20 protein-coding genes are annotated in these 24,416 nt (G+C 54.9%); 6 read left to right on the forward strand and 14 right to left on the reverse strand.

Annotation, left to right across the window (positions count from 1 at the left end; genetic code table 11):
* Positions 1-54 precede the first annotated feature (54 nt).
* From fixX to WM46_RS14625, 4 genes are read right to left on the reverse strand one after another with little or no spacing between them, the layout of a single operon-like run.
* Complete coding sequence (fixX, locus tag WM46_RS14610) at positions 55-342, reverse strand: ferredoxin-like protein FixX (RefSeq protein ID WP_042997977.1); 288 nt, start codon at positions 340-342, stop codon at positions 55-57.
* Entirely contained in the window at positions 339-1,625 is a 1,287-nt protein-coding gene (locus tag WM46_RS14615; protein WP_102602637.1) for an FAD-dependent oxidoreductase, read from the reverse strand. Before WM46_RS14615 ends, fixX begins: the two co-directional genes overlap by 4 nt.
* A gap of 22 nt (positions 1,626-1,647) precedes the next feature.
* Complete coding sequence (locus WM46_RS14620) at positions 1,648-2,589, reverse strand: electron transfer flavoprotein subunit alpha/FixB family protein (RefSeq protein ID WP_102602638.1); 942 nt, start codon at positions 2,587-2,589, stop codon at positions 1,648-1,650.
* Between the two features lie 12 nt (positions 2,590-2,601).
* A complete protein-coding gene (locus WM46_RS14625; protein WP_102602639.1) occupies positions 2,602-3,375 on the reverse strand; it encodes an electron transfer flavoprotein FixA in 774 nt (257 codons plus the stop codon).
* A gap of 478 nt (positions 3,376-3,853) precedes the next feature.
* On the opposite strand from WM46_RS14625, the gene caiT reads away from it, so the two are divergent.
* The 6 genes from caiT (at position 3,854) to caiE (ending at position 11,076) form a co-directional block, all read left to right on the forward strand.
* Entirely contained in the window at positions 3,854-5,371 is a 1,518-nt protein-coding gene (caiT, locus tag WM46_RS14630; RefSeq protein ID WP_102602640.1) for an L-carnitine/gamma-butyrobetaine antiporter, read from the forward strand.
* Positions 5,372-5,403: 32 nt separating this feature from the next.
* A complete protein-coding gene (gene caiA, locus WM46_RS14635) occupies positions 5,404-6,546 on the forward strand; it encodes a crotonobetainyl-CoA dehydrogenase (RefSeq protein WP_061076386.1) in 1,143 nt (380 codons plus the stop codon).
* Between the two features lie 143 nt (positions 6,547-6,689).
* Entirely contained in the window at positions 6,690-7,907 is a 1,218-nt protein-coding gene (caiB, locus tag WM46_RS14640; protein WP_102602641.1) for an L-carnitine CoA-transferase, read from the forward strand.
* Between the two features lie 62 nt (positions 7,908-7,969).
* Positions 7,970-9,523 (forward strand): crotonobetaine/carnitine-CoA ligase, encoded by a 1,554-nt coding sequence (gene caiC / locus WM46_RS14645; RefSeq protein ID WP_102602642.1) that lies wholly within the window; start codon positions 7,970-7,972, stop codon positions 9,521-9,523.
* 52 nt (positions 9,524-9,575) lie between these two features.
* On the forward strand, positions 9,576-10,361 hold the full coding sequence (gene caiD, locus WM46_RS14650; protein WP_061076383.1) for a crotonobetainyl-CoA hydratase: 786 nt from the start codon (positions 9,576-9,578) through the stop codon (positions 10,359-10,361).
* A 118-nt stretch (positions 10,362-10,479) separates the two neighbouring features.
* Complete coding sequence (caiE, locus tag WM46_RS14655; protein ID WP_061076382.1) at positions 10,480-11,076, forward strand: carnitine operon protein CaiE; 597 nt, start codon at positions 10,480-10,482, stop codon at positions 11,074-11,076.
* A gap of 44 nt (positions 11,077-11,120) precedes the next feature.
* Here the strand turns inward: caiE and caiF are convergent, their stop codons facing one another.
* The 10 genes from caiF to ribF form a co-directional block, all read right to left on the reverse strand.
* Complete coding sequence (gene caiF / locus WM46_RS14660) at positions 11,121-11,510, reverse strand: carnitine metabolism transcriptional regulator CaiF (RefSeq protein WP_061076381.1); 390 nt, start codon at positions 11,508-11,510, stop codon at positions 11,121-11,123.
* A gap of 250 nt (positions 11,511-11,760) precedes the next feature.
* The gene (gene carB, locus WM46_RS14665) at positions 11,761-14,985 is read right to left on the reverse strand and encodes a carbamoyl-phosphate synthase large subunit (RefSeq protein WP_061076380.1); all 3,225 of its coding nucleotides are present in this window, start codon (positions 14,983-14,985) and stop codon (positions 11,761-11,763) included.
* An 18-nt stretch (positions 14,986-15,003) separates the two neighbouring features.
* Complete coding sequence (gene carA, locus WM46_RS14670; protein WP_102602643.1) at positions 15,004-16,152, reverse strand: glutamine-hydrolyzing carbamoyl-phosphate synthase small subunit; 1,149 nt, start codon at positions 16,150-16,152, stop codon at positions 15,004-15,006.
* Between the two features lie 457 nt (positions 16,153-16,609).
* Complete coding sequence (dapB, locus tag WM46_RS14675) at positions 16,610-17,431, reverse strand: 4-hydroxy-tetrahydrodipicolinate reductase (RefSeq protein ID WP_102602644.1); 822 nt, start codon at positions 17,429-17,431, stop codon at positions 16,610-16,612.
* 173 nt (positions 17,432-17,604) lie between these two features.
* Positions 17,605-18,519 carry a ribonucleoside hydrolase RihC gene (rihC, locus tag WM46_RS14680; RefSeq protein ID WP_102602645.1) on the reverse strand — a complete coding sequence of 305 codons (915 nt, stop codon included), beginning with the start codon at positions 18,517-18,519 and terminating at the stop codon, positions 17,605-17,607.
* A gap of 66 nt (positions 18,520-18,585) precedes the next feature.
* Positions 18,586-19,536, reverse strand: coding sequence for a 4-hydroxy-3-methylbut-2-enyl diphosphate reductase (gene ispH, locus WM46_RS14685; RefSeq protein ID WP_061076376.1), 951 nt, complete (start codon positions 19,534-19,536; stop codon positions 18,586-18,588).
* Position 19,537: 1 nt separating this feature from the next.
* Positions 19,538-19,987, reverse strand: a complete 450-nt coding sequence (gene fkpB, locus WM46_RS14690) for an FKBP-type peptidyl-prolyl cis-trans isomerase (protein WP_042998001.1) — start codon at positions 19,985-19,987, stop codon at positions 19,538-19,540.
* A gap of 151 nt (positions 19,988-20,138) precedes the next feature.
* Positions 20,139-20,627 carry a signal peptidase II gene (gene lspA / locus WM46_RS14695; protein ID WP_102602646.1) on the reverse strand — a complete coding sequence of 163 codons (489 nt, stop codon included), beginning with the start codon at positions 20,625-20,627 and terminating at the stop codon, positions 20,139-20,141.
* A complete protein-coding gene (gene ileS, locus WM46_RS14700) occupies positions 20,627-23,443 on the reverse strand; it encodes an isoleucine--tRNA ligase (protein ID WP_102602647.1) in 2,817 nt (938 codons plus the stop codon). The genes lspA and ileS overlap by 1 nt, the downstream gene beginning before the upstream one ends.
* Before the next feature lie 34 nt (positions 23,444-23,477).
* Complete coding sequence (ribF, locus tag WM46_RS14705; protein WP_102602648.1) at positions 23,478-24,416, reverse strand: bifunctional riboflavin kinase/FAD synthetase; 939 nt, start codon at positions 24,414-24,416, stop codon at positions 23,478-23,480.

Genomic DNA, 24,416 nt, shown 5'->3' on the forward strand with positions numbered 1-24,416 from the left:
CCGGATAAGGCGTTTTCGCCGCCATCCGGCAGTGGAGCGTATAACCTGTACTCATTAACCGTAACGAAACTCCACGCCGAAGGTGCCGCGCGGGTACTCCCATTTTTCCAGCGCCGTATCAAGTCCGAGAATTCGACACGTTCCGCACTCCAGACATCCGGCATAATCAAAGCGCACGCTGCCGTCATCCTGCTTTTTGTATAACCCGGCAGGACAGGCTTTGATCAACACCTCCAGCACCTGTTTGTCCGGTGCTGTCTTCATGATGATGTGCGGATGCTCTTCATCGACATTGAATTTGTTGACGCCCAGCTTGACGTCTACGTTGACGGGAGAAGTCATAATACGGTCACTCCTTTAATGCCATCCTTCATCAGGTTGATGAAGCCCACCTTCTTCGCATGGCGCAGAATCTTCTTACGCATCGGCACCGGCGCGCTGCCATCGACGGTAAAGAGGTCGCGTGCGATACCGACGACCATTTCCGGATAACGGGTAAACATGCGTGGGTTATCGAGGAACGCGGGCAGCCGCTGATACATGCGCATATCACGCATCGGGCCGTTGTCAAGATGCTGACGATATTCCGCCAGTCCCTGACGGCTAAAGTCATTGCTTTGCATGGCGGAAAGCACCGTTTTCGCCGCCGCTTCACCTGCTGCCACCGCGAGATCCATCCCGCGAATCGTGAAGCCGAGATTCATACACATACCCGCCGCGTCGCCAGCAATCAGCACGCCGTCGCCCACCAGCTCAGGCTGCATGTTCATCCCGGCCTCCGGCACCACGTGCGCCGCGTACTCCACCAGTTTGCCGCCCGCGATCAGCGGGGCAACGGCCGGATGCTGTTTGAAATCTTCCAGCATTTGCGGGACCGATTTTTTCGCCTCTTGCAGATGATGAAGCCCGCATACCAGCCCCAGTGACAGGGTATTTTCGTTGGTATACAGGAAGCCACCGCCCATCAGACCATCCGTAGGTGATCCAGCGAACAGACAGGCCGCCCCTTCGTTACCCTGCAACTGGAAGCGATCTTCAATCACCGACTTCGGCAATTCGATCAGCTCTTTCACGCCGACCGCCACGTGCGCGGCTTCAACGCGTTTCGCCATCCCGAGCTTTTCCGCCAGCAGGGAGTTGACGCCATCAGCGAGGATCACCACTTTCGATTCGATGACGTCGCCATCCGCTTCCACGCCAATGACTTTGCCATCACGCTGCACGACGTTATCCACGCGGATCCCGGTGATTAACTGCGCGCCGGCCTCTTCCGCCTGCTCCATCAGCCAGGCGTCAAATTTACTGCGCAACACCGAATAAGAGACCTGCGACGGGCCCGCCTTTTCACCGTTGAGATAGTCCACGGTCATCGCCCCGTTATCGGTCATAAAGGCGAGTTTTTCGTGAGTAATGACCCGTTCAACAGGGGCCTGCTCAGCAAAGCCTGGAATAATGCGCTCCAGACTGTGGGCGTATATACGCCCACCGGTGACATTCTTCGCGCCAGCGGAATTTCCGCGCTCGATAACCAACACCTGAGCCCCTTCGCGGGCGAGCACCAGGGCCGCGACAGAACCGGCAAGTCCCGCGCCCACGATGATGGCATCAAAGATATCTTCGGACATACGTACTCCCTGCCTGAATGGGTTAGCGTGCCAGTGCGGTCGTCAGCGCGGGCAGGATCTTCAGCGCATCGCCGACAATGCCGTAATCCGCGTACTGAAAGATCGGCGCATTTTTGTCTTTGTTGATGGCAAAAATAGTCTGCGCGCCGTTCGCCCCAACCATGTGCTGGATCTGCCCGGAGATCCCCACCGCCAGGTACAGTTCCGGCTTGAGCATCAGATTCGAGATCCCGACATAGCGCTCATGCTCCATCCACTTCTCGTTTTCGGCGACCGGACGCGAGCAGGCCAGTTCCGCGCCAATGGCCTGACACAGCGCTTGCGCCAGTGAGATGTTCTCTTTGCTGCCGATACCGCGTCCCACGCTGACCACCAGCCGGGCTTTGTCGAGATCGACGCTGTTACTCTGACGTGGCTGCGTCGCGGTGCGCGTGACGGTAATGCCCGGCGCCTGCCAGGCTACGCTGTGCGTCTCGCCGCTGCGAGTCGCATCCGGTTGTTGCGCCTCAAAAGTACCGCTACTGAGCGTCAGTACCGCAAACGGCGTGGAGAGCGTCTCTTCGCCCATCGCCAGACCGCCATACACCATGTGTTTGACCGTCGCCCGGCCATCCTGCTGCGTCACGGTGCTGGCATCGTTAGAAACCGCCGCCGCGAGGCGATAACCCAGTTTTGCCGCCAGCAGTTTGCCGCGACGGGTGTTGGGCAGCAGCACCAGGCCAGAATCGCCCTGTTGACGAACGGTCTGCGCCATGACGTCCGCATAATCTTCCACCATGCGATCGTCCGGCTTGCCGCTCAATTGCCAGACGTGATGTGCGCCCAACTGAATGGCCGTGGTCGCCTCATCGGCGCTTTGTACAAATGCGTTAACCTGTTCACCTAAAATCTGCGCGCCGCTCATCAGTTCCGGCAGGCGAGACGCGGTATCGCTGAATACCCAGACGCTGGAAAACTTGCTCATAACATCCCCTTCTTAATTAATGATTTTGCGCAGACTATCGGCAAACGCAGCGATCTGATCTTCACCATCGCCTTCAATCACCATGCGCTGGCGCTCACGTTGTTTCGGTGCGGCCACCGTTTGTGTGGACCAGGCTTCCCCGGCGCTAAAGCCAATATCCGCTGCCGACCAGACCTGAACCGGTTTTTTCGCCGCCCCCAGAATGGCTTTCATCGACGGAATTTGTGGGGAGTTAATGTCAGTGGAAACGGCCACGACCGCCGGAAGCGGAATGCTCAGCGTTTCAATTTCATCTTCCAGTTCACGTTCAACGGTCAGCGTACATTCCGTCAGAGAGAGGATTTTACTCACGCCGTTGATGGCGGGAATGTTCAGCGTTTCGCCTACCAGCAGGCTGACCTGCTGGGCGTAGAGATCGGAGGAGCCGTCGCCGCAGAGAATCAGGTCAAAACCCGACTTTTGCGCGGCAGCGGCCAGCGCTGCGGCAGTCTGCTGTGGCAGGGCCTGCTCGAACCGATCGTCAATGACGACGACCAGTTCGTCCGGGCCGCGGGAGAGGACATCCTTACGCCCTTTCGCGTTGGTTAACGCCTTGCCGCCCACGCTCAGGGCGATCACCTGCGCGTCGCTGGCCTGCTGTTTCAACTGGCAGGCCGCTTCAATCGCGTTCAGATCGTACTGGCTGATTTTGCCATCTGCTTTGCTGAAATCTAATGAACCATCTGCGTGATTGACGACAATATCCTGTTCATCAGGTACGCACTTGTAGCAAGTAATTATCTTCATTGCATCTCCAGAAATCATGAAGGAAACGTATTTATATCGGCGGTGTTAAATACAGATATCACGCTCTTTAATTCGGAAATAAAACCATAATCACCAATATTGAAAATGTCACACACTGATATTCGCAACTTTCAATATTGTTAAGCACCTCACCAATATTGAAACCCGGCGTCAAAAAGAAATATTTTCAATATTGCCTGGCAGATCACCAATATTGAACGCCAAACGGTGAAAAACCCATCAAACTCAAACATAACATAATGATTTACAATATCTTTTAAAGATAATCAGCACCAAATCGCCCCAAACAAAAAGTGTGACGAAGATTACAGAATGCCGCAAAACGAATACCCATTATGAGTTACTCGCCAACGCGTCCTGAGGTTAAACGGGTATCAACAAATATTTAATAAAAATAAACAAAAATAAAACAAACGGGAACGCTAAATAAATTTCGTTTTCAACCTGGAATTCACTCATGAAAAATGAAAAGAGAAAGACTGGAATTGAGCCAAAGGTTTTTTTCCCGCCGCTAATAATAGTCGGAATACTTTGCTGGCTAACGGTACGCGATCTCGATGCCGCAAACGTCGTTATTAATGCCGTCTTCAGTTATGTCACCAATGTCTGGGGATGGGCATTTGAGTGGTATATGGTCATTATGCTCATCGGCTGGTTCTGGCTGGTGTTTGGTCCCTACGCGAAAAAGAAATTAGGTGACGAGAAACCGGAGTTCAGCACCGCCAGCTGGATCTTCATGATGTTCGCCTCCTGTACCTCTGCCGCCGTGCTGTTCTGGGGATCGATAGAGATTTACTACTACATCTCCACACCGCCGTTTGGCCTCGAACCTAACTCCACCGGGGCGAAAGAGATTGGCCTTGCTTACAGCCTGTTCCACTGGGGGCCGCTGCCGTGGGCAACCTATAGCTTCCTCTCCGTGGCCTTCGCCTACTTCTTCTTTGTACGCAAGATGGACGTCATTCGTCCCAGCTCCACGCTGGTGCCGCTGGTCGGCGAAAAACACGCCAAAGGGCTGTTAGGCACCATCATCGATAACTTCTATCTGGTCGCGCTGATCTTCGCGATGGGCACCAGCCTTGGGCTGGCGACGCCGCTGGTCACCGAATGTATGCAGTACCTGTTTGGTATCCCGCATACGCTACAACTGGATGCGATCATCATCACCTGCTGGATCATTCTGAACGCTATTTGCGTGGCCTGCGGCCTGCAAAAAGGGGTCAGGATCGCCAGTGACGTGCGCAGCTATCTGAGCTTCCTGATGCTCGGCTGGGTGTTCATCGTCAGCGGCGCCAGCTTCATCATGAACTATTTCACCGACTCCGTCGGGACGCTGCTGATGTATCTGCCGCGCATGCTGTTCTACACCGACCCGATCGCCAAAGGCGGTTTCCCGCAGGGCTGGACCGTCTTCTACTGGGCGTGGTGGGTGATTTACGCCATCCAGATGAGCATCTTCCTGGCGCGTATCTCTCGCGGTCGTACCGTGCGTGAACTGTGCTTTGGCATGGTGCTGGGCCTGACGGCCTCCACCTGGATCCTGTGGACGGTACTGGGCAGTAACACCCTGCTGCTGATGGATAAAAACATCATCAACATCCCACAACTGATTGCCGATCACGGCGTGCCGCGCGCGATTATCGAAACCTGGGCCGCCCTGCCGCTCAGCACCGCCACGATGTGGGGATTCTTTATTCTCTGTTTCATTGCCACCGTCACGCTGATCAACGCCTGCTCTTACACCCTGGCAATGTCGACCTGTCGTGAAGTGCGCGATGGCGAAGAGCCGCCGCTGCTGGTGCGTATCGGCTGGTCGGTGCTGGTCGGCGTGATTGGCATCGTGCTGCTGGCGCTCGGCGGCCTGAAGCCAATACAAACCGCGATTATCGCCGGGGGCTGCCCGCTGTTCTTCGTCAACATTATGGTGACGCTCTCCTTTATCAAAGACGCCAAAGTGCACTGGAAAGATAAATAAACCTAATTACCCCATGACATAGAGGTTAGAAGATGGATTTCAATTTCAATGATGAGCAGGAACTGTTTGTCGCCGGTATTCGTGAACTGATGGCCAGTGAGAACTGGGAAGCCTATTTTGCCGAGTGCGATCGCGACAGCGTGTATCCGGAGCGTTTCGTGAAAGCGCTGGCGGACATGGGCATCGATAGCCTGCTGATCCCGGAAGAACATGGCGGCCTGGAAGCCGGATTCGTCACCGTCGCTGCCGTCTGGATGGAACTGGGACGCCTCGGTGCGCCAACCTACGTGCTGTATCAGCTGCCGGGTGGTTTTAATACCTTCCTGCGCGAAGGTACCCAGGAGCAGATCGATAAAATCATGGCGTTCCAGGGAACCGGGAAACAAATGTGGAACTCCGCCATCACCGAACCGGGAGCGGGATCGGATGTTGGCAGTCTGAAAACCACTTATACCCGCAAAAATGGTAAGGTTTATCTTAATGGTAGTAAGTGTTTTATCACCAGTAGCGCCTACACCCCTTATATCGTGGTTATGGCAAGAGACGGCGCTTCCCCGGATAAACCTATCTATACCGAATGGTTTGTCGACATGAGCAAACCCGGCATCAAGGTCAACAAACTTGAGAAGTTGGGTTTGCGCATGGACAGCTGCTGTGAAATCAACTTTGACGATGTCGAGCTGGACGAAAAAGACATGTTCGGTCGGGAAGGTAACGGCTTTAACCGCGTAAAAGAAGAGTTCGACCACGAACGTTTCCTGGTAGCCCTCACCAACTACGGTACAGCAATGTGCGCCTTTGAAGATGCAGCGCGCTACGCCAACCAGCGCGTGCAGTTTGGTGAAACGATCGGTCGTTTCCAGCTGATCCAGGAGAAGTTCGCCCATATGGCGATCAAATTAAACTCCATGAAAAACATGCTGCTGGAAGCCGCGTGGAAAGCCGACAACGGCACCATCACCTCGGGTGATGCCGCGATGTGTAAATACTTCTGCGCCAATGCGGCGTTTGACGTGGTGGACACCTCCATGCAGGTCCTTGGCGGCGTGGGTATTGCGGGCAACCACCGCATCACCCGCTTCTGGCGTGACCTGCGCGTTGACCGCGTGTCCGGCGGCTCTGACGAAATGCAGATCCTGACGCTCGGTCGCGCCGTGTTGAAACAATACCGTTAAGAGGCGGCATGCCCGGTGGCGCTGTGCTTACCGGGCCAATGCTTTGTAGGCCGGATAAGGCGTTTACGCCGCCATCCGGCGCCGATTGCCTGATGGCGACGCCTTGCGTCTTATCAGGCCTACAAATTTATCAGGAGTCTTTTATGGATCGTTTACCCATGCCTGCTTTTGGGCCGCTTGCCGGGCTGCGGGTTGTCTTCTCCGGGATCGAAATCGCCGGGCCATTCGCCGGGCAGATGTTTGCCGAGTGGGGCGCAGAAGTGATCTGGATTGAGAACGTCGCCTGGGCCGATACCATCCGCGTTCAGCCGAACTATCCGCAGCTGTCGCGGCGTAATTTGCACGCGCTCTCGCTGAATATTTTTAAAGATGAAGGGCGGGAAGCGTTTCTGAAACTGATGGAAACCACCGATATCTTCATTGAAGCCAGTAAAGGTCCGGCGTTTGCCCGCCGTGGAATCACCGATGACGTCCTGTGGCAACATAACCCGAAACTGGTTATCGCTCACCTGTCCGGCTTCGGCCAGTACGGTACCGAGGAGTACACCAACCTTCCGGCCTATAACACCATCGCTCAGGCCTTCAGCGGCTATCTGATCCAAAACGGCGACGTCGACCAGCCGATGCCCGCCTTCCCGTACACCGCCGACTACTTTTCCGGCATGACGGCCACCACCGCCGCGCTGGCGGCATTGTATAAGGTGCGGGAAACCGGCAAAGGCGAAAGCATCGATGTTGCGATGTACGAAGTGATGCTGCGCATGGGTCAGTACTTCATGATGGATTACTTCAACGGCGGCGAAATTTGCCCGCGCATGACCAAAGGTAAAGACCCCTACTACGCCGGTTGCGGGCTGTATAAATGCGCCGACGGTTACATCGTGATGGAGCTGGTCGGGATTACGCAGGTCACCGAATGCTTTAAAGACATCGGCCTGGCCCACATTCTCGGTACGCCGGAAGTGCCGGAAGGAACTCAGCTGATTCACCGCGTCGAGTGTCCGTATGGACCGCTGGTCGAAGAGAAACTGGATGCGTGGCTGGCCGCACATACCATAGAGGAAGTACAGGCGCGTTTCGCCGAACTGAATATCGCCTGCGCCAAAGTGCTGACCATTCCGGAACTGGAAGGCAATCCGCAGTACGTTGCCCGCGAATCCATTACCCAGTGGCAAACGATGGATGGCCGCACCTGTAAAGGGCCAAACATCATGCCGAAATTCAAAAACAACCCGGGGAAAATCTGGCGTGGCATGCCGTCGCACGGCATGGATACCGCCGCCATTCTGAAAAATATCGGTTACAACGACGCAGACATTAAGGAACTGGTCAGTAAAGGTCTGGCCAAAGTTGAGAACTAGACGCGACGCGCTGACCGGCTCGTCTGGTTAGCGCAACGCCTGTGAAGATGGACAGGAGTGCAATGGATATCGTTGGCGGACAACACTTACGTCAGATGTGGGACGATCTGGCCGAAGTTTATGGCAGTAAAACGGCGCTGATTTGTGAATCCAGCGAAGGGATCGTGCGCCAGTACAGCTATACCTCGCTTAACGAGGAAATCAATCGGACAGCAAACCTTTTCCACATGTTGGGGATCCGCAAAAGTGATAAGGTCGCCCTGCATCTGGATAACTGCCCGGAGTTTTTCTTCTGCTGGTTTGGGCTGGCAAAAATAGGTGCGGTAATGGTGCCTATCAATGCCCGTCTTCTGCGCGACGAAAGCGCATGGATCCTGCAAAACAGCGACGTTCAGTTGCTGGTAACCAGTACCGCTTTTTATCCGATGTATCGCCAGATCCAACAGGAAAACGCGACGCAGCTTAACCATATCTGTCTGATTGGTGACACGTTGCCGGTGGCTGACGACGTGAGCCATTTCGCGCCGTTAAAGGACCAACAGCCGACGACATTACGCTATACCCCTGCGTTGTCCACGTACGACATGGCTGAGATCCTGTTCACCTCCGGCACCACCTCCCGCCCCAAAGGGGTGGTGATCACCCATTACAATCTGCGTTTTGCCGGCTACTACTCGTCGTGGCAATGCGCCCTGCGCGATGACGACGTTTACCTGACGGTCATGCCTGCGTTTCACATCGACTGCCAGTGCACTGCCGCCATGGCCGCCTTCTCGGCGGGCGCAACCTTTGTGCTGATAGAGAAGTACAGCGCCCGCGCTTTCTGGGGACAAGTGCGTAAATACCGCGCAACCGTCACGGAATGCATCCCGATGATGATCAGAACGCTGATGGTTCAACCCGTCTCACCGCTGGACAGAGAGCACTGCTTACGGGAAGTGATGTATTACCTCAACCTGTCAGTGCAGGAAAAAGATGCGTTTCTTGAACGCTTCGGCGTGCGTCTGCTGACCTCTTACGGCATGACGGAAACCATTGTCGGCATCATCGGCGATCGCCCCGGTGATAAGCGACGCTGGCCATCCATTGGACGCCCCGGCTTTTGCTACGAAGCGGAAATTCGCGATGAGCAAAACCGTGCGCTGCCCGCCGGTGAAATTGGGGAAATCTGCATCAAGGGCGTGCCGGGTAAAACGATTTTCAAAGAGTACTACGGCAGGCCGGATGCCACCGCCAAAGCGCTCGAGCCGACCGGCTGGCTGCATACCGGTGATTCCGGTTATCGCGACGAAGACGGTTTTTTCTATTTTGTCGATCGCCGCTGCAACATGATTAAGCGCGGAGGAGAAAACGTCTCTTGCGTGGAACTGGAAAATATTATTTCGGCGCACCCCAAAATTCAGGACATCGTCGTTATCGGAATTAAAGATTCGATCCGTGACGAAGCGATAAAAGCCTTTGTGGTACTCAACGAAGGTGAAACGCTCAGTGAAGAAGAGTTTTTCAGCTTCTGCGAAAAAAATATGGCGAAATTTAAAGTCCCTTCAATTATGGAGATTAGAACTGACCTGCCCCGAAATTGTTCAGGAAAAATAATCAAAAAAAATCTGAAATAACCCTACAGGCAGGAATAGCCCCTGCCAGACATCCTATTTTTGGAGATGAACCATGAGTGAATCTTTACATTTAACCCGCAACGGATCGATTCTGGAAATTATGTTGGATCGGCCAAAAGCAAATGCGATCGATGCCAAAACCAGTTTTCAAATGGGCGAGGTTTTTCTTAATTTCCGTGACGATCCCGAACTGCGTGTGGCGATCGTTACCGGTGCGGGCGAAAAATTCTTTTCCGCTGGCTGGGATTTAAAAGCCGCTGCGGAAGGAGAAGCGCCGGACGCGGATTTTGGCCCTGGCGGATTCGCCGGCCTGACCGAAATATTCAATCTCGACAAACCGGTGATCGCCGCCGTCAATGGCTATGCCTTCGGCGGTGGCTTTGAACTGGCGCTGGCAGCAGACTTTATTGTTTGCGCCGATAACGCCAGCTTTGCGCTGCCTGAAGCCAAACTGGGGATCGTACCGGACAGCGGCGGCGTTCTGCGCCTGCCGAAAATACTGCCCCCAGCCATCGTCAACGAAATGGTCATGACCGGCAGACGCATGAATGCAGAAGAAGCGCTGCGCTGGGGGATCGTCAACCGCGTGGTCAGCCAGCAGGAACTGATGGACAGCGCGCGTGAACTGGCACAACAACTGGTAAACAGCGCACCGCTGGCAATCGCCGCGCTGAAAGAGATTTATCGCTCGACCAGTGAAATGCCAGTGGAAGAAGCTTATCGTTTCATCCGCAGCGGCGTGCTGAAGCACTATCCGTCCGTACTGCACTCCGAAGATGCGTTCGAAGGGCCGCTGGCGTTTGCTGAAAAACGCGATCCGGTCTGGAAAGGACGGTAATGCCTGATGGCGCTGCGCTTATCAGGCCTACGCCATCACCCGGAAAAATATACGCTGTCCTGTAGGCCGGATAAGGCGTTTACGCCGCCATCCGGCAAAAAACAATTGAGGAATGTCGATGAGTTTCTACGCCTTTGAAGGCTTAATTCCCGTGGTCCATCCCGAGGCGTATGTGCATCCCAGCGCCGTACTGATTGGCGATGTGATTGTGGGGGCTGGCGTATACGTCGGCCCGCTCGCCTCACTGCGCGGTGACTATGGTCGCCTGATCCTTGAAGCCGGTTCTAACCTTCAGGATGGCTGCATCATGCATGGCTACTGCGATACGGACACGGTGGTACGCGAGAATGGGCACATCGGACACGGTGCTATCCTGCACGGTTGCGTGATAGGTCGGGACGCGCTGGTCGGCATGAACAGCGTGATTATGGACGGTGCGGTGATCGGCGACGAAAGCATTGTCGCCGCCATGAGTTTCGTCAAAGCCGGATTTACCGGCGCAGCACGGCAGTTGCTGGTCGGCACACCCGCCCGCGTCATTCGTGACGTCAGCGAACAGGAACTGCACTGGAAGCGGCTGAATACGCAGGAATATCAGGATCTCGCCGTACGCTGTCGGGCATCGCTACGGGAAACGTCGCCATTAACGGCGGTTGAAGCAAATCGGCCGCGCCTGAAGGGCACAACAGAGGTGAAGCCTAAATCGGCCATGTAATCATGCCGGATGGCGGCGCAAAGCACCATCCGGCAAAACCGACCTTATCGACGCATACTTTTTGACAGCATCATCTGCCATTTCTGCTCGCGGTTTAGTTCTGATGGCGGCACCGCCGACATCCGCGGCGATTTGCTGACCATCTTCTCCTGCGCGCTATGCCCAAGGCGGGCATACAGCTGTGGATCAATGTGTGTCACTCTGACCAGGCGCTGACACTGACATCCACGACCTTCCAGTTGATTAGGGATAGTCTTAGTCTCGCAATTAATCTCCCCGACCTCAGCGAGAATATAAGAGACGGTATTGATCGCTTTGCAGTGATCCATATTAAAGTGCTTCGCAATCTCTTTCGCACTTACCCAACGCTTTTCTGCCATCACCCAATCGGCGATCAGCAGGTAAAGCGGCTTTTCAACATATTCTTCACACATAAGCACACCATTTCACAAATTAAAAATCTTGTTATGCCCTGTCCGTAAAAATACAAAACAAGACCCTATTTAAATTGTGGGATTTAATGATAGTAAGCAACTTAGCGGCGCATTTGTGTGAGCCAAATCTTGCTTGTTACATTCAAATTTGTCCCTCTGCGCAATATATCTCCAGGAATGAACTGAGTGCATAAAAAAACGGCTCCGTTTCCGGAGCCGTTTTTAAAAGCGGGGCAAATGATGCCGCCGCTTATTTTTTAATTTGCGCGTGCATTTCCTGAACGGAGGTTACCTTCTCCGTTGCATCGGCATTCAGCGCCATCGCGGTGGCAAAGCCTCCGTTCAGCGTGGTGTCGTAGTGCACTTTGTACTGCAGCGCGCTACGGCGAATCACCCTGGAGTCTTCGATTGCGCGACGCCCTGCGGTGGTGTTGATGATGTAGGTATATTCGCCATTCTTGATACGGTCCTGAATGTGCGGACGACCTTCATGCACCTTGTTCACCAGGCGCGGGTTAATACCGGCTTCACCCAGCACAATCGCGGTACCGTGAGTGGCGTCCAGTTCAAAGCCCTGCTTCAGCAGTTTCGCCGCCAGGTCCACCACGCGCTCTTTATCACCTTCACGTACAGAGAGCAGCGCACGGCCCTGTTTTTTCATGGTAGAGCTGCTGCCCAGTTGTGCCTTGGCGAACGCTTCCGCAAAGGTACGGCCTACGCCCATCACTTCCCCGGTAGAGCGCATTTCTGGCCCTAACAGCGGGTCAACGCCCGGGAATTTGTTGAACGGAAGTACCACTTCTTTCACCGAGTAGTACGGCGGGATAATTTCTTTGGTCACGCCCTGTTCGGTCAGCGATTTACCGGCCATCACACGCGCCGCGACTTTCGCCAGCGGTACGCCGGTCGCTTTAGAGACGAACGGTACGGTACGCGCCGCACGCGGGTTCACTTCAATCAGGTAGACTTCGTTATCTTTCACGGCAAACTGGACGTTCATCAGACCGCGAACCTGCAGTTCGAAGGCCAGTTTCTGTACCTGCTGGCGCATCACATCCTGAATTTCCTGGCTCAGGGTGTAAGCTGGCAGAGAACAGGCTGAGTCACCGGAGTGAACGCCCGCTTGTTCGATGTGTTCCATGATGCCGCCAATCAGCACCATTTCGCCGTCGCAGATAGCGTCTACATCCACTTCTACCGCGTCATCCAGGAAACGGTCGAGCAGAACCGGCGCGTCGTTGGAAACACTCACGGCGGTCTGGAAGTAGCGGCGCAGGTCAGCTTCGTCATAGACGATTTCCATCGCCCGACCGCCCAGCACGTAGGACGGACGCACCACCAGCGGGTAGCCAATCTCTTTCGCTTTTTCGACAGCCTGTTCAATAGCCGTCACGGTGGCGTTAGCCGGTTGTTTCAGCTTCAGGCGGTCAACCGCATGCTGGAAACGCTCGCGGTCTTCTGCGCGGTCGATGGCGTCCGGGCTGGTACCAATAACCGGCACACCTGCGGCTTCCAGCGCGCGCGCCAGTTTCAGCGGGGTCTGGCCGCCGTACTGCACGATCACGCCCTTCGGCTTCTCGATGCGAACGATTTCCAGCACGTCTTCCAGGGTAACCGGCTCAAAGTACAAGCGGTCAGAGGTGTCGTAGTCGGTAGAGACCGTTTCCGGGTTACAGTTGACCATGATGGTCTCGTAACCGTCTTCGCGCAGCGCCAGAGAGGCGTGTACGCAGCAGTAGTCAAATTCGATCCCCTGGCCGATACGGTTTGGACCGCCGCCAAGCACCATGATTTTGTCACGGTCAACAGACGGGTTCGCCTCGCATTCATCTTCATACGTGGAGTACATGTAGGCGGTATCAGTGGCGAATTCTGCCGCGCAGGTGTCCACACGCTTGTAGACCGGGTGCAGATTGTACTGGTCGCGCAGTTTGCGGACTTCCGCTTCACGAACACCGGCCAGTTTAGCCAGACGCGCATCGGCGAAGCCTTTGCGTTTCAACTGGCGCAGGAAGTCAGGGGTCAGGCCGTTAATGCCCAGCTCTGCCACTTTCTCTTCCAGACGCACCAGTTCTTCAATTTGTACCAGGAACCAGCGGTCAATGTTGGTCAGGTTGAACACGCCGTCAACGGAGAGGCCTGCGCGGAAGGCATCGGCGATGTACCAGATACGCTCAGCGCCTGCGTCTTTCAGCTCGCGGCGGATTTTAGTCAGCGCTTCCGGGTCATCCAGGCTCACTTTCGGGTCGAAGCCGGTGGCACCCACTTCCAGACCGCGCAGCGCTTTTTGCAGAGATTCCTGCTGGGTGCGGCCAATCGCCATCACTTCGCCGACCGATTTCATCTGGGTCGTCAGACGGTCGTTCGCGCCGACGAACTTCTCGAAGTTGAAGCGTGGAATCTTAGTCACAACATAATCGATGGACGGCTCGAATGATGCCGGGGTACGACCGCCAGTGATGTCGTTCATCAGTTCATCGAGGGTGTAACCCACCGCCAGTTTCGCCGCCACTTTCGCAATCGGGAAGCCGGTGGCTTTCGATGCCAGCGCCGAGGAGCGGGATACACGCGGGTTCATTTCGATCACAATCAGGCGACCGTTTTTCGGGTTCACCGCGAATTGCACGTTTGAACCGCCAGTTTCTACGCCGATTTCACGCAGTACCGCCATCGAGGCGTTACGCATGATTTGATATTCTTTGTCGGTCAGCGTCTGGGCCGGTGCAACCGTGATGGAGTCACCGGTGTGAATGCCCATGGCGTCGAAGTTCTCGATGGAGCAGACGATGATGCAGTTGTCGTTTTTATCACGCACCACTTCCATCTCGTACTCTTTCCAGCCAATCAGCGATTCATCAATCAGCAGCTCGTTGGTTGGGGAGAGATCCAGACCGCGAGTACAAATCTCTTCAAACTCTTCGCGGTTGTATGCAATACCACCGCCGGTGCCGCCCATGGTAAAGGACGGACGGATAATGCACGGATAACCGACGTCAGCCGCTACCGCCAGCGCCTCTTCCATCGTATGGGCAATGCCCGAACGCGCGGTGTCGAGACCGATTTTCTTCATCGCGATATCGAAGCGACGACGGTCTTCGGCTTTATCAATCGCATCGGCGGTCGCGCCAATCATGGTCACACCGAATTCGGCCAGCACGCCCTGGCGCTCCAGTTCCAGCGCACAGTTCAGCGCCGTCTGACCGCCCATGGTCGGCAGCACCGCGTCCGGGCGCTCTTTCTCAATAATTTTGCGCACGACTTCCCAGTGAATCGGCTCGATGTAGGTCGCATCGGCCATTTCCGGGTCGGTCATGATGGTTGCCGGGTTGGAGTTCACCAGAATGACGCGGTACCCCTCTTCACGCAGCGCTTTACACGCCTGTGCGCCGGAGTAGTCAAACTCACACGCCTGACCGATAACAATCGGACCCGCGCCCAGAATCAGGATACTTTTTATGTCTGTACGTTTTGGCATGGCTCTCTTAACTCCTGATTATTTCGCGGACTGACGGTAAAGCTCAATTAACTCGATAAAGTGGTCGAACAACGGCGCGGCATCGTGAGGTCCCGGGCTCGCTTCCGGGTGGCCCTGGAAGCTGAATGCCGGTTTGTCGGTGCGATGAATCCCTTGCAGGGTGCCATCGAACAGTGACTTGTGGGTGACACGCAGAGTTGCCGGCATGGACGCTTCATCCACCGCAAAGCCGTGGTTCTGGGCCGTAATCATCACGGTATTGTTGTCGATATCTTTGACCGGATGGTTACCACCGTGGTGACCGAATTTCATCTTCACGGTTTTCGCCCCGCTCGCCAGCGCCAGCAGTTGATGGCCTAAACAGATGCCGAACACCGGAATATCGGTCTCGAGGAATTTCTGAATTGCGTCGATAGCGTAATCGCACGGCGCCGGGTCACCAGGACCGTTTGACAGGAAGATCCCGTCCGGATTCATCTTCAGCACGTCTTCTGCCGACGTTTTTGCCGGGACAACCGTCAGGCGGCAGCCTCTGTCCACCAGCATGCGCAGAATGTTGCGCTTGGCGCCAAAGTCGTAGGCGACAACGTGGAACGGCAGTTCGTCCTCTTTCTTTGCTTCCGGCAGGTCGTCCGCCAGCGTCCAGCTCCCCTGGGTCCAGCTGTAAGATTCCGTGGTGGTCACTTCTTTCGCGAGATCCATGCCGTTCAGGCCCGGGAAGGCTTTCGCTTTTTCCAGCGCCAGCGCCGCATCCGGGTTATCGCCCGCGATAATGCAACCGTTCTGCGCCCCTTTCTCGCGCAGCAGACGCGTCAGCTTACGGGTATCGATATCGGCAATCGCCACAATGTTATGGCGTTTCAGGTAAGAAGAGAGGTCTTCGGTATTGCGGAAGTTGCTGGCAATCAGCGGCAGGTCACGAATGACAAGGCCTTGCGCATGGACCTGGGAGGATTCTTCATCGGCGGCATTGGTGCCGACATTACCGATATGGGGATAAGTAAGAGTAACGATTTGGCGGGAATAGGAAGGATCAGTGAGGATTTCTTGATAACCGGTCATTGAAGTATTGAAAACGACTTCCCCAACCGCCGAACCTGTTGCCCCTATGGCCCGACCGTGAAACTGGGTTCCGTCTTCCAGAACCAATAGCGCTGACTTAATCAAAACACCCTCCAGAGAATATTCACTCACTTTATTTGCATATTAATGCATTCGCATAGCATGAATCAATGCAAATTTGCTTACCCGTGGATTTCTGGCAAACGGCGGCATTCTGGAGATAAGGCAGGCAAAAGTCAACTTAAAGGCGGTATTTTTTATATTCTTTTGCGACCCAGGATGAAATCAGCGGATTTAACAGGCAAAAAGATCATCTAACCCTGGCAGGAAAACGCTTGCGTGAACAATTATGCGTAGAAAATAGTCTCAGGCTTCAAAAAAGTGGACCATATGGTCAAAATTTACATTTAGATAACGTAAAACAGAGAGAAAAGATAAATTTTTACGCCATTTAAAACTAAAACACCTCATAACAAGCAAAATAAAAGGGCAATAAAAATATTGCCCTATGTAATCAATGCATTGAGATTACAATAACCACATCACGAAAGGTAATAATTGACTATAAATTGTTGAGATCAAGGACATCTCGCATATCAAAAAGACCATTCTGCTTTGCACTGACCCAAAGTGCCGATCTCACCGCGCCATTGGCAAAAGTCATACGGCTGGACGCTTTGTGGGTGATTTCGACACGTTCGCCGATATCGGCAAACATTGCGGTATGTTCGCCCACAATGTCCCCGGCGCGGACGGTGGCAAAGCCAATCGTTCCCGGCACGCGTTCGCCGGTGTAGCCTTCACGACTGTAGACGGCGCATTCTTTCAGATCTTTATCCAGCGCATGGGCAATCGCCTCCCCCATCGCCAGCGCGGTGCCTGATGGCGCATCAACCTTATGGCGGTGGTGTGCTTCAATGATTTCAATGTCGGTATAGTCGCCCATGACTTTCGCTGCCTTTTCCAGCAGCTTAAGCATCACGTTGACGCCGACGCTAAAGTTCGCCGCGAAGACAATGCCAATGTCCTGGGCGGCGTCGCGAATCGCCTGTTTTCCCGCATCGTCAAAACCGGTGGTGCCAATGACCATCCCTTTGCCATGCTGACGACAAAATGCCAGATGATTCAGCGTGCCTTCCGGACGGGTAAAATCGATAAACACATCGAAATCCCCTTTTACCGCCTCAAGGCTGCTTTGTACGGTAACGCCGGTCTTCCCGACGCCCGCCAGTTCTCCGGCGTCGCTGCCCAACAGTGACGATCCCTCGCGCTCAAGCGCCGCACCAAGCGCAACGCCTTCCATCTGTAGCGCTGCCTGAATTAACTGGCGGCCCATACGGCCACCCGCGCCCGCTATCGCGACACGGACCTGTGCATCATGCATAGTTATTCTCTTACGTTAAAATGATGTAAATCGTTTTCAGATTAACCAGCACATCGTCATGCCGCTAGCCAAAAACGTCGATAATTAGAATTTAATGATAAACAGCGGGAGATATCAGTAAAAGGCATGACGCTCTGGAATAAGTCGCGTCATACCGTTATAAGCGTCTGGGTTTACGGCACCAGCGCCAGAACTTCCGCCACCCACTGCTGGAAACCCGCAACATCGATATCCAGAGCGACCTGCACGTTTGCTGGTCTGTTCATCCGCCCCTCAATATCCACCACGGTCGTCCCGGCGGTATAGTCCCCCTGGGTTTCAACTGCGACGAAACACGGCTTGACGGTAAACAGATCCGGGCGCACCAGCCAGGCAATCGCGCAGAGATCGTGCATCCGCACGCCAGTGCGCATTGTCCCGCTGCGATAGTGGCTGAACAAGGCATGTAACATCTTTCCAGTGCGATTGAGGGTCGGCAGCGAGGCCAAATAATCCGGCGTCAGCATTGCCTGGTTTGTGACATCCAGCCCACACATCACAATCTCAATGCCGCTCTGGAATACGCGAGCAGCGGCTTCCGGATCGACGGCGATATTGAATTCGGCGTTAGGGGTGAAATTCCCCCGCCCGGCAGAACCGCCCATGATCACCAGACGGCGGATGTTGAAGGTGCACTCCGGATAGTGCATCAGCAACAGCGCAATATTCGTCAGCGGCCCAATCGCCACCAGCGTGATCGGCTCCGGAGCACTCATCAGCGCGTCACGAAGGGCAATAAACGCCGGTTTCGCCAGCGGTTGTCGGTCATGCTCGACAAAATCATAGCCTTCCATGCCGGATTCACCGTGAACATAGGCGGCATCGCGTAGCGTACGCAACAGTGGCGTGGCGGCCCCCTGGGCGAGGGGAATGTCGGCATTCCAGAAATGCAGCAGTTGTAGAGCGTTGCGGGTGGTTTTCTCCACGGAAACATTTCCGGCAACCGTGGTCATCAGTTGCAGATCGAGCTGAGGGGCAAACAGCGCAGCAGCAATTGCCGCAGCATCATCAATGCCCGGGTCGGTGTCGAGAATAATGGGCAGACGCATGATTCCTCCATAAAAAAATGCCGGGTATCAGACCCGGCATCTTCGCATAGATTAGCGTGAACTAAATCATTCTACTTCACGAACATCCACACGCAGCTCTTTCGGCACTTCGAAAACGATGTTCTCTTCACGACCTTCCAGCGGGATGGCATCGCCGCCGCCGAGTTCCTGCAGGCGGGCGATGACGTTTTGCACCAGAATATCCGGCGCTGACGCGCCCGCAGTGACGCCCACGCATTTCGCCTCTTTCACCCAGGCTTCCTGAATATCGGTCGCATCGTCGATCAAAAACGCCGCTTTCCCCATCCGCTGTGCAAGTTCAGCCAGACGGTTGGAGTTCGATGAGTTTTTTGAACCCACCACCAGCACAACATCCGCCTGCTCCGCCAGCGCGCGCACCGCTTCCTGACGGTTGGTGGTCGCGTAGCAAATGTCATCTTTACGCGGTCCGACGATTTTCGGGAAGCGCTGACGCAGCGCGTCAATCACGTCTGACGTATCGTCCACGGAGAGCGTGGTCTGGGTCATAAAGGAGAGCTTGCCTTCGTTTTTCACATTGAGCGAAAAAACATCTTCCGGGGATTCAACCAGGTACATGCCCCCTTCCGGGTTGCTGTACTGCCCCATTGTGCCTTCGACTTCCGGATGCCCGGCGTGACCAATCAGGATCGACTCTTCGCCACGACGACTGGCGCGCGCCACTTCCATATGCACTTTGGTTACCAGCGGACAGGTCGCATCAAAGACGGTAAGATCACGGCCTTTTGCTTCGTTGCGCACCGCCTGAGAAACGCCGTGAGCGGAGAAGATCAGGATCGCGCCGTCCGGCACTTCGCTGATCTGCTCGATGAAAATCGCCCCGCGTTCGCGCAGGCTGTCGACCACGTAGCGGTTATGTACCACTTCGTGACGAACGTAAATCGGCGCGCCGTAGATGGCCAGCGCGTTTTCAACAATGCTGATAGCGCGGTCTACACCGGCGCAAAAACCGCGCGGGTTGGCCAACAGGATCTGCATTTTACGCCTCCAGTGCCGGATCGACTTCCAGCACTTCAATATCAAAATGAACGGTATGCCCGGCCAGTGGATGGTTAAAATCAACGGTGATAGAGTCACCGTTGATTTCGCGGATCACACCAGGCATCTCACTGCCGTCCATTGCGGTAAAGAGCATAATAGCCCCGATTTCAGGTTCGCCTGCGTCCATAAATTCACGGCGCGAGAAATACTGAATCAGGTCAGGCGTCGTAATGCCAAACGCGGCATCCGGCTCCAGGGAAAAAGTGGTTTTATCGCCGTCTTTCAGTCCGAGAAGATGTTGCTCCAGTCCTTCAGACAGAGAGCCATCCCCCAGGCGAAAAAGCGCGGGCTTGCCGTTATTACGGGTTGACTCTGCGGTGGAGCCATCGTCGAGTTTTAAGGTGAAGTGCACCAGCACCGCACTGTTACTCTGTACTGATTTAGACATGCAGGTTGCTCACATAGTGTGCCAGAAGGCAAACAGATCGATAAAACTGTAGGCCGGATAAGGCGTTTACGCCGTCATCCGGCACATGTTTGCCTGATGGCGCTAAGCTTATCAGGCCTACAACACCTGATCAGCGCCATCCGGCATTTTGTTACGCCTGCCTTTTCGGCAGAAAACCTTCCAGGACAATCATTGCGGCACCGATACAGATCGCACTATCGGCGAGGTTAAACGTAGCAAAATGCCAGTCCCCGACGTAGAAATCGATCATATCGACCACGAAACCATGCCACAGGCGGTCGAACAGGTTCCCCAGCGCGCCGCCAATGATTAGCGCATACGCGATGTTATTCAGCTTTTGCGTCGCTCTGGAGCGATACATCATCACCGCCAGAATGACACAGATACCGATCGCAATACCGGCAAAGAACCAGCGCTGCCAGCCGCCGCTATCGGCGAGGAAGCTAAACGCCGCACCATAGTTACGCGCATAATGCAGATTAAGCGACGGGAACAGCGGCACCGTATCCCCCAGAGCAAAATTCTGGAGGATCAGGTACTTGCTGCCCAAATCGATAATCAGCACGACTACCACCAGCCACAGCCAGCGTAGCCCTGTTGAACAAAGAGGCTTACTCATCAGGCAAACTTACGTTTTTCGCCATCACCGGCGATGTTGCTGACACAGCGTCCGCAGATTTCTGCGTGTTCCGCTACCTTGCCGACATCCGTGGTGTAATGCCAGCAACGCGGGCACTTATCACCTTCGGCTTTACTCAGGGCGATTTTCAGCCCTTTGAGCAGTTCGCTTTGCTGTGCATCTGCACAAGCCCCGGCATAGTCAGCGACTTTCGCCCCGGAGGTCAACAGGACAAATCGTAATTCATCGCCCAGTGCGGTCAGCTTCGCAGCCAGTTCAGGTTCGGCGTACAGGGTGACTGCCGCTTCCAGAGAACCGCCCACTTTCTTATCCGCACGCGCCTGTTCGATCACTTTGTTCACTTCGCCGCGCACTTTAAGCAGCTCGTCCCAGAAGTTATCGTTCATCGCTTCGCTGTCCGCCAGACCAAACAGGCCTTCGTACCACTCGCCGGTGAAGACGTACTTATCACGAGAGCCCGGCAGGTAGCCCCAGATTTCATCAGCGGTGAAGGACATGATCGGCGCCATCCAGCGAACCAGCGCTTCCGCGATATGGTACAGCGCGCTCTGGCAGCTGCGACGCGCTACGCTGTCCGCTTTCGCGGTGTACTGGCGGTCTTTGATGATGTCGAGGTAGAACGACCCCATTTCGACGGAGCAGAAGCGCATCAGGCGCTGTACCACTTCGTGGAAATCGTAGGCTTCATACGCTTTCAGAATGTCTTCTTGTGCCGCTTTCGCGCAGCCCACCGCCCATCTGTCCAGTACCACCATCTCTTCCGGTTTCACCATGTCTTTAACCGGATCAAACCCGTTCAGGTTCGCCAGCAGGAAGCGCGCGGTGTTACGGATACGACGATAGCTGTCGGCAGCACGTTTGAGGATCTCATCTGACACCGCCATTTCACCGGTGTAGTCGGTTGATGCCACCCACAGACGCAGAATGTCGGCGCCCAGTTTGTTCATTACATCCTGCGGCGAAACGGTGTTACCGATGGACTTGGACATCTTGCGGCCCTGACCATCGACGGTAAAGCCGTGCGTCAGTACCTGGCGATACGGCGCTTTGCCTTTCATCGCGGTGGAGATCATCAGAGACGACATGAACCAGCCACGATGCTGGTCGGAGCCTTCCAGATACATATCCGCGGCATGACCAGCGAATTCCGGGCGTACATCCACGACGGAGGAGTGCGTTGAACCAGAGTCAAACCAGACGTCCAGGGTATCCGGCACTTTCACGTACTGATCGGCTTCGTCACCCAGAATGTCTTTCGGGTCGAGATCCCACCAGGCCTGAATACCGTCAACTTCAACGCGTTTCGCCACTTCTTCCATCAGTTCGATGGCGCGCGGGTGCAGCTCTTCAGTGTCCTTGTGAACAAACAGAGACATCGGTACACCCCAGGTACGCTGACGGGAGATACACCAGTCAGGACGGTTCGCTACCATCGATTCGATACGCGCCTGACCCCAGTCCGGGATCCACTGCACGCCTTTGATCTCTTTCAGAGACTGCTCGCGCAGACCTTTCTGATCCATGCTGATGAACCACTGCGGGGTCGCACGGAAAATGATCGGCGATTTGTGACGCCAGCAACACGGATAGCTGTGCTGCATTTTCTCAACGTGCAGCAGCGCGCCTTTTTCACGGAGCAGGTCAACGATGACATCGTTGGCTTTAAAGACGTTCACGCCATCCAGATTCGGGTAAGTGCCCGGCAGATACGCGCCATCTGGCCCAACCGGGTTGGCGATTTCCAGCCCATATTTCTGGCTGATAACATAGTCGTCAGGACCGTGACCGCCAGCGGTATGTACCGCGCCGGTACCGGCATCCAGCGTCACGTGATCGCCGAGGATCGCCGGAACGTCGAAGCCCATAAACGGATGGGTAAAGCGCAGCAGCTCAAGCTCCGCCCCTTTTACGGTTGCGAGAACGGTATAGTCTGTCGCGCCAATGCGCTGCATCACGCTTTCAACCAGATCTTTCGCCAGGATCACCGCCTGACCGTCGATCTGTACCAGCGCATAGTCAAAGTCCGGCGCCACGGAAATCGCGCGGTTTGCCGGCAGTGTCCACGGTGTGGTGGTCCAGATAACCAACGAGATTGGACCGTTGACATTCGCCACGCCAAATTTCGTCTTCACCGCGTCCTGATCCGCAGCAACAAAGGCCACGTCGATGGACGGAGAAGTTTTGTCGTAGTATTCCACTTCCGCTTCTGCCAGCGCAGAGCGGCAGTCTACGCACCAGTGCACCGGCTTCGCACCTTTATGCAGATGACCATTGCCGATGATTTTGCCCAGCGCGCGGATAATGTTAGCTTCCGTTTTGAAATCCATCGTCAGATACGGATGCGACCAGTCGCCGAGCACGCCCAGACGGATAAAGTCTTTACGCTGCCCGTCAACCTGAGTTGCAGCGTACTCACGGCACTTCGCACGGAACTCCGCCGCGGTGAATTTTTCGCCCGGCTTACCGAATTCCTGCTCCACTTTCAGCTCGATCGGCAGACCATGACAGTCCCAACCCGGAACGTAAGGCGAGTCATATCCCGCGAGTCCTTTGGACTTCACGATAATGTCTTTCAGAATCTTGTTAACCGAGTGACCAATATGAATGCTGCCATTCGCATAAGGAGGGCCATCATGCAGAATGAAGGTTTTTTTGCCTTTTTTGGCCGCACGAATGACGCCGTACAGGTCATCATCAGTCCAACGCGCCAGCATTCCCGGTTCGCGTTTAGCGAGATCGCCGCGCATCGGGAACCCTGTTTCCGGCAAATTCAGGGTTGATTTATAGTCACTCATCAGATTCTCGGTTCCGTATTGATTACCCAGGCATTTAAGCCGGTTTTGATAGCCCAAAAAAATCACGGGCAGTTAATTCATCTCGCGCAATCTGCGCTTTGAGTTCATCCAGCGAAGCAAATCGCTGTTCATTGCGTATTTTTTTACGCAGCACTACATCTATATGGCGACCATAGAGGTCCATTGCAACATCCAGCAGATGCACTTCCAGTTGCTGGCGCACGCCCGATACCGTCGGACGGGTCCCGATGTTCGCCACGCCGGGCAATGGCTTCTCGCCAAGCCCCATCACTTCTACCGCATAGACCCCTTTTACCGGGGATACCTGACGACGCAGCGGTAAGTTTGCCGTCGGGAAACCAATGGTGCGCCCGAGTTCATCACCGTGTACAACACGGCCAGAAATGGTAAACGGATGGCCCAGCAGGCTTTCGGCGAGAGCCAGGTTGTCCTGTGCCAGCGCCTGACGCACGGCGGTACTGCTGATACGCACGCCGCCTTCGCAGAAGGTTTGGGTGCTGGTAATATCGAAACCATATTCCACACCCGCCTTCTGTAATAACAAGAAATCGCCTTCGCGACCAGCGCCAAAGCGGAAATCATCCCCCACCGCGAGAAATTGCACCCCAAGACGATTCACCAGCAGTTCGCTGATAAAGCTCTGCGCCGTCAGGGCGGCGAAACGGCGATCAAATCGCACACACAACACGTAATCGACGCCGCATTTCGCGAGATAACGCAATTTTTCACGCAGGCGGGTCAGCCGCGCAGGGGCTTTGTCTGTCGCAAACAGTTCGAGCGGCTGCGGTTCAAAAATCATCACCATCACCGGTAAGCCGCGCCTGCGCCCTTCTTCCTGCAAACCTTGCAGCAGCGCACGATGACCACGATGCACGCCGTCGAAATTACCAATAGTCAGCACACACCCGTGTGGGGCCTGACTGAGATTATGTATGCCGCGTATCAGCTTCAT

It is taken from the genome of Citrobacter freundii complex sp. CFNIH2, from assembly GCF_002880615.1.
In the GTDB taxonomy this organism is placed as follows: Bacteria; Pseudomonadota; Gammaproteobacteria; order Enterobacterales; family Enterobacteriaceae; genus Citrobacter_A; species Citrobacter_A amalonaticus_F.

Excerpts from the sequence above, each read along its gene's own strand:
- fixX (WP_042997977.1), bottom strand. The coding sequence starts at position 342 with ATGACTTCTCCCGTCAACGTAGACGTCAAGCTGGGCGTCAACAAATTC.
- WM46_RS14615 (WP_102602637.1), bottom strand. The coding sequence starts at position 1,625 with ATGTCCGAAGATATCTTTGATGCCATCATCGTGGGCGCGGGACTTGCC.
- WM46_RS14620 (WP_102602638.1), bottom strand. The coding sequence starts at position 2,589 with ATGAGCAAGTTTTCCAGCGTCTGGGTATTCAGCGATACCGCGTCTCGC.
- WM46_RS14625 (WP_102602639.1), bottom strand. The coding sequence starts at position 3,375 with ATGAAGATAATTACTTGCTACAAGTGCGTACCTGATGAACAGGATATT.
- caiT (WP_102602640.1), top strand. The coding sequence starts at position 3,854 with ATGAAAAATGAAAAGAGAAAGACTGGAATTGAGCCAAAGGTTTTTTTC.
- caiA (WP_061076386.1), top strand. The coding sequence starts at position 5,404 with ATGGATTTCAATTTCAATGATGAGCAGGAACTGTTTGTCGCCGGTATT.
- caiB (WP_102602641.1), top strand. The coding sequence starts at position 6,690 with ATGGATCGTTTACCCATGCCTGCTTTTGGGCCGCTTGCCGGGCTGCGG.
- caiC (WP_102602642.1), top strand. The coding sequence starts at position 7,970 with ATGGATATCGTTGGCGGACAACACTTACGTCAGATGTGGGACGATCTG.
- caiD (WP_061076383.1), top strand. The coding sequence starts at position 9,576 with ATGAGTGAATCTTTACATTTAACCCGCAACGGATCGATTCTGGAAATT.
- caiE (WP_061076382.1), top strand. The coding sequence starts at position 10,480 with ATGAGTTTCTACGCCTTTGAAGGCTTAATTCCCGTGGTCCATCCCGAG.
- caiF (WP_061076381.1), bottom strand. The coding sequence starts at position 11,510 with ATGTGTGAAGAATATGTTGAAAAGCCGCTTTACCTGCTGATCGCCGAT.
- carB (WP_061076380.1), bottom strand. The coding sequence starts at position 14,985 with ATGCCAAAACGTACAGACATAAAAAGTATCCTGATTCTGGGCGCGGGT.
- dapB (WP_102602644.1), bottom strand. The coding sequence starts at position 17,431 with ATGCATGATGCACAGGTCCGTGTCGCGATAGCGGGCGCGGGTGGCCGT.
- rihC (WP_102602645.1), bottom strand. The coding sequence starts at position 18,519 with ATGCGTCTGCCCATTATTCTCGACACCGACCCGGGCATTGATGATGCT.
- ispH (WP_061076376.1), bottom strand. The coding sequence starts at position 19,536 with ATGCAGATCCTGTTGGCCAACCCGCGCGGTTTTTGCGCCGGTGTAGAC.
- fkpB (WP_042998001.1), bottom strand. The coding sequence starts at position 19,987 with ATGTCTAAATCAGTACAGAGTAACAGTGCGGTGCTGGTGCACTTCACC.
- lspA (WP_102602646.1), bottom strand. The coding sequence starts at position 20,627 with ATGAGTAAGCCTCTTTGTTCAACAGGGCTACGCTGGCTGTGGCTGGTG.
- ileS (WP_102602647.1), bottom strand. The coding sequence starts at position 23,443 with ATGAGTGACTATAAATCAACCCTGAATTTGCCGGAAACAGGGTTCCCG.
- ribF (WP_102602648.1), bottom strand. The coding sequence starts at position 24,416 with ATGAAGCTGATACGCGGCATACATAATCTCAGTCAGGCCCCACACGGG.